The following is a 4,860-nucleotide window of genomic DNA, read 5'->3' as shown; positions in this document are numbered from 1 at the left end:
AGAGAACCGCGAGGCCCTTCCGCTGGCGGGTTTCGTCAAGGACAAGGGCTCTCACCCCACCCACAAAGGCATCATCGTAAGCCTCTACGAGGAGGGGATGCAGCCCCCCGATATCGCCAGGCGCACCGGTCATTCCCTGGACGCTGTCGACCGTTACCTCAGCGATTACGAGAGGGTCAAACTGCTCATACGCAGAGGGAACGCTCCCTCAGACATCCCCGGACTCATAGGGAGAGGAAAAGTCATCGTGGGACAATATGTTAAAATCCTTCGGCAGTATCACCCCGAACTTTTTGCTGCCAAGGACAGACAAAGGTAGGAGGACAAATGTCCTAATAGTAAATTTAGATCACAACTGTCGAACTCCAGCTTGACAAAATGGAATAAAAACTCGCCGGCGCCTTCAAAAAATTCCTCATGCCGCATATCCGCTCTCCCGTTTGTACGTATGTGGAAGAGGGCTGGATCTCGGTGTCGCTGCCATGCAGACACAATGAAAGGTGTTGCGTCTGACAATCATCGGCAAAGAAATACGGAATGCTTATGCAGTTGACGCCGCTGAAGCGATAACCGTATGAGGCCCTTCGAGCTCCATACAGGAACCCGCTGCGCCTCTTCGGTTCCATGCGGAACGATATCAAATAATGGTATATCCACCTGATCATTTGCAGGAAGGCGAAGAAGGCAATGAAAAGGCATCTGGTCTTGAGGTAAAAACCGCGCCACCACAATGGACCTTGTTTCTCCTGAATATCCTTGCTGATATATATGCGGTTCTTGATATGCTGATCGATGATCTCGTCCCTTTCCCTGTATTGGGAGTTTTCATGTGTGTGGACATATGTGGTCAGCTTTATCTTCTTTCTTTCCTCGGGCATAATCTCCACAAAGGCGAAAACCTTCCATGTGTTGCACGCAATACAGAGATGGTTGATTAGGTTCAGGCCTCGCCTTGCCCTTTCCCTGCTCCCATAATCATCCTTAGCCGCGAGGCCAATGATAACCATGACAAGTTTGTGGACGACCTTCAGATAAGCGAGCGAATGGTCAATGTATTCGTCGAGAAGATCCAGGGAGGTACGAGGCCCAGCCTCGACAGCGCCTGTTCTGACGGCATAAAGATATCGCTTGACATATGCTCGGATATATAGCAGGGGATTGGTGACGGGACAGGTCTGCTCAAACACCGTTTCATATCTTTCGTTGTCCAGTATCGATCTCAGGGTGTCCCTGTTTTTATAGGTCTGGATCTCGATCTCCTGCTGCATTTGAACCATCTCTTTGATCTTGTTGAATATCTCGATGTTGTCCCAACCGCTCTCAGGGAGGTCACGCAGGGAGTCCTTTTCCGCCACGGACACTTCCCGCAAAGCCCAACACAGCAGGCGCGCGGCAGCCTGTTCTTCCGTGCAGCAATCAAGCGGGAGCCCCAGGTAGAACAGGGAAGAGGGGTTCTTAATACCCTTAAAACATTCGAAACGACCAGCGTAAGGAGACACATCGAAGCTCTGAAATCTTCTGCTCGTATCAGCCGCCGCGATCCAGGCAAGTGAGGAGAAGACCTTGATAAGAGATACAGCGGTCTCCTCGTCGTCGAGGTAATCGCGAAGGGAACCAAGGGTGACATCTAAGTCTTGATGCCCGGTCTTATCCTGCAAGCGATCCAGAGGGTGCAATACTCGGCGAGCGGAAGTGACATCTAAGTCTTGATGCCCGGTCTTATCCTGCCCCAAGATATAGCCGCATGTGCCGCGAAAGGTGATGTTCAGAAGAAGCCCCCAGATGGTTGACGTCTCGAACCTGTTGGGTACGTTGAGATGTCTGCCGTCCGAATCCGTGACCGTGAAGTCCGAGGTCGGGTTCGCCATATCCGTGATGAAGACGGGGACGATGATCGAAAAGGGGCCCGAGTTCTTGCCGGTTATATACGCAATGGCCTCCCTCTCGGTGGGCGAGAGATCCTTTCTTGAATATTTGGCGATCGCCTTTATGAAGAACTCCCCGGGAAACCATAGATCGAACTCGAAGTTGTATTTACACAAAGACATGTTCACGACCTCGATGTCCAGGTTTCTCCTGATACGGTACCTCATCCTTTGTCTCTCAGTGATCTCAACGAATCTCTGCCCTAGGCTTTCGGATGAGAGGTCGATAACCCGGTGGCATGATGTGTCGCTAGAAGACGATTCTACGGACATCGCTTACCGTCTCCTGGTTGTTCTCCGGATACGATATTCGAAACTTGGGATCGAATCTGGCTGATCCGTGCGCTTTCCCGCCGGATATGATCGGATATGGGATGTCTTTCCCTGATTCGCATGGTTCCCGATATAGCCCCAACAACCTCTTTTCCGTGCAGCTTGCAAAGCTTACGAGCAAAATATCACATTCGCCTTGCCTGTTCAACTTTTTGGCCCCAATAGATGTCCTCGGCAAAGGAATATAGCAGAGAGGTATGACAACAACGTACTTCTGTCCAAGTGTGCTGAAGATCGAAGCCGCATCTTCGTTGAGGGTGAAGCTTTGATCCCGTTGATAAGCAGTGGCGATCAACAATCCGGCTCAGAGGTTTTACCGATGCATCTAAGATACAGCCCCATCGGGTGGCGTAAGTTACCGGCATCGAAATTCGAAGATGTGACCCCTTCCGCATCAGCTAGCAGTGCAAGCATAGAAGATCGAAGATAATGTCATATGGCTCCTCAATCAAGGGTAAATAGGTAGGTGGGTAGGTAATAAACGGTACCTTTGAAAGGGGGCCTTAGCGATGATCAGGAAAGAGGAGTTCGAGCTCAAGAGGCGCCTTTCGGCGAAGACCCTGGAAGAGACCTTCAAGGAGAGGATACGCGAGGGCCTGGGCTGCTCCAACTTCGAGGCGGAGGCGGTGCTGGAGACGGTGAAGGAGGTCTTCTTCCCCCACAGCATAGAGGACGTCTCCCCCGGCCAGATGGTGGTCCTGGCCATCTCGGCCAAGGAGCCGGCCTCCAAGCCCCTGCGGGACTGCTCCTTCCTCCCCGTGGTGCTCACCCTTAACGCCGGGGAGGAGGACGACCTCCTGCGCCAGCGCGAGGGGGTGGAGGCCCTGCGCAGAAAGCAGCTGGTGCGCATGGCCAGGGAGGCCCTGGAGCAGGGGGCCCTGCTCACGGTGGAGGACTTCGCCTACCGCATCTTCAACTGCGGCCGGCGCACCGTAAGCCGGGACCTGGCCGCCTTGAGGGAGGCCGGGGTCGTGGTGCCCCTGCGCTCGCAGCAGAAGGACATCGGCCGGGCGCTCTCCCACCGCGTGGAGGCGGTGCGGCTCTACCTGGAGCGCAAAAGCTACTCCCAGATAGCGGAGAGAATCCACCACTCTCAGGCGGCCATCCGCAACTACGTCACCACCTTCGCCGCCGTGGCCGCCATGACCAGGCGGGGCATGAGCGCGGCCGAGATAGCCTTCGTGGCCCAGATCTCCCCCGCCCTGGTGCGGGACTACCAGGAGCTGCTGGCCCGCTACGACGACCCGGAGCACTCCGAGCGCCTCCAGGAGATCATCTCCCGCCTCGGCGCGGAGGTGGTGGAGCTTGCGGCCCGCCGGGCCAAAAAAGGGGGCGGGAAAAGATGAGGACAGAGGCAAAGAGCAGCGAGCGCACCTCAGCCCCCGCGGCGGAGAAGAGCTTCCGGGCCGCCCTGCGCCGCTTCATCCGGGAGGAGTTCCCCCGCCTGGGGGGAGAGAAGGTGGTGGCGCTGTTCATCGATGAGCTCCTGGGACTGGTGGAGAGCCACCACCTCACCCGCGACCGCGTGGGGGCGGGGCAGCTCCTGTGGTATGCCGTGGACGCCCAAGACCCGCCCTTCCGCCACAAGAGGATGGCCGATACCAGGCTGGTCCCGGTGCTGCTCTCCCTCATCACCCCCGAGGACGTGGAGGAGAGGCGCCGGGGGGCGGAAGGCCCCCGGGAGCGCGCCAAGCGCGTGGCCGCCCGCCTGCTCGAGGAGGCCCGGGCCCAGGGCGGGGTGCTCTCCCTGGCCGACCTGGCCCTGCTCATGGGGCTGAGCCCCGGCTACCTCTCCGACCTCATAGGCGAGTGGGAGCGCGAGCACGGGGCGGTGCTGCCGCGCCGGGGCACCGTGCACGACCTCGGGCCCTCGCTTACCCACAAGGCGGCCATCTGCCGCAAGGCCGTGCTGGAGGGCAAGCAGACCCCGGAGATCGCCCGGGAGACCCACCACAGCCCGGCCAGCGTGGACCGCTACCTGCTGGACCTGGAGCGGGTGGCCTACGCCATGCTCAAGCACGGCATGAGCCTGGGCGAGATATGCTTCACCACCCAGATGTCCGAGGGTCTGGTCCGCCAGTATGCCCAGCTCGTTACCGAGCTCGGGCTCTCGGAATCAAGCCCTTACCAAAAGGAGGTGGGCGCCAAACTTCCCATTGACTCAAGGTCCGCAACGACCAACGCCCAGCGGACCCAGCATACCCGATAGGATGGATGTCATATGACACAGCTATAGATGTGACCCCATCGTTGTGTGGCCCCATAGTTGCGCCTTCTTCTATTTACATCTCAATATGGACACAGCGATAATGTTACGCGTGACCCCCTTGACGATAAATGACGATAATTGACAATAAATGAGCAGATGGGTAGCCAAGATAATCCAGGAGGATAACCAGGCGATGTCGAGCGAACAGAGGGCAGCATCAACCGAGCCGAAACGCTTGGGTCTCGCCGGCCTCGGCTACTGGGGCAAAAACATCCTGCGCAACCTGTGCGAGATGGGCGTGCTCAAGGCCGCCTGCGACCCCGACCCCGAGGTCCTGGTCTCCACCAGGGAGGCCTACCCCGACCTCGCCCTCTGCGCCTCCTTCGAGGAGCT

General features: G+C 57.5%; 5 protein-coding genes. 4 read left to right on the top strand and 1 reads right to left on the bottom strand.

What is annotated here, in order from left to right; all coding sequences use genetic code 11:
* A partial coding sequence (locus H5T74_14525; protein MBC7231590.1) for a DUF1670 domain-containing protein occupies positions 1 to 319 on the top strand: 319 nt, incomplete at its 5' end.
* 25 nt (positions 320 to 344) lie between these two features.
* On the opposite strand, the gene H5T74_14520 is transcribed toward H5T74_14525, so the two are convergent.
* Complete coding sequence (locus tag H5T74_14520; protein ID MBC7231589.1) at positions 345 to 2,198, bottom strand: hypothetical protein; 1,854 nt, start codon at positions 2,196 to 2,198, stop codon at positions 345 to 347.
* Between the two features lie 569 nt (positions 2,199 to 2,767).
* Here H5T74_14520 and H5T74_14515 point away from each other — a divergent pair.
* From H5T74_14515 to H5T74_14505, 3 genes are all read left to right on the top strand, one after another.
* The gene (locus tag H5T74_14515; GenBank protein ID MBC7231588.1) at positions 2,768 to 3,604 is read left to right on the top strand and encodes a DUF1670 domain-containing protein; all 837 of its coding nucleotides are present in this window, start codon (positions 2,768 to 2,770) and stop codon (positions 3,602 to 3,604) included.
* Positions 3,601 to 4,467: a DUF1670 domain-containing protein gene (locus H5T74_14510; protein ID MBC7231587.1), complete on the top strand. Its 867-nt coding sequence runs from the start codon at positions 3,601 to 3,603 to the stop codon at positions 4,465 to 4,467. The genes H5T74_14515 and H5T74_14510 overlap by 4 nt, the downstream gene beginning before the upstream one ends.
* A gap of 148 nt (positions 4,468 to 4,615) precedes the next feature.
* A partial coding sequence (locus H5T74_14505) for a hypothetical protein (GenBank protein ID MBC7231586.1) occupies positions 4,616 to 4,860 on the top strand: 245 nt, incomplete at its 3' end.

This window comes from Actinomycetota bacterium, from assembly GCA_014360645.1.
Classification (GTDB): Bacteria; Actinomycetota; Geothermincolia; order Geothermincolales; family RBG-13-55-18; genus Solincola_B.
The sequence above is the reverse complement of the archived record's forward strand: the minus strand, read 5'-3'. Positions and strand labels throughout refer to the sequence as shown.

Excerpts from the sequence above, each read along its gene's own strand:
- H5T74_14520 (MBC7231589.1), bottom strand. The coding sequence starts at position 2,198 with ATGTCCGTAGAATCGTCTTCTAGCGACACATCATGCCACCGGGTTATC.
- H5T74_14515 (MBC7231588.1), top strand. The coding sequence starts at position 2,768 with ATGATCAGGAAAGAGGAGTTCGAGCTCAAGAGGCGCCTTTCGGCGAAG.
- H5T74_14510 (MBC7231587.1), top strand. The coding sequence starts at position 3,601 with ATGAGGACAGAGGCAAAGAGCAGCGAGCGCACCTCAGCCCCCGCGGCG.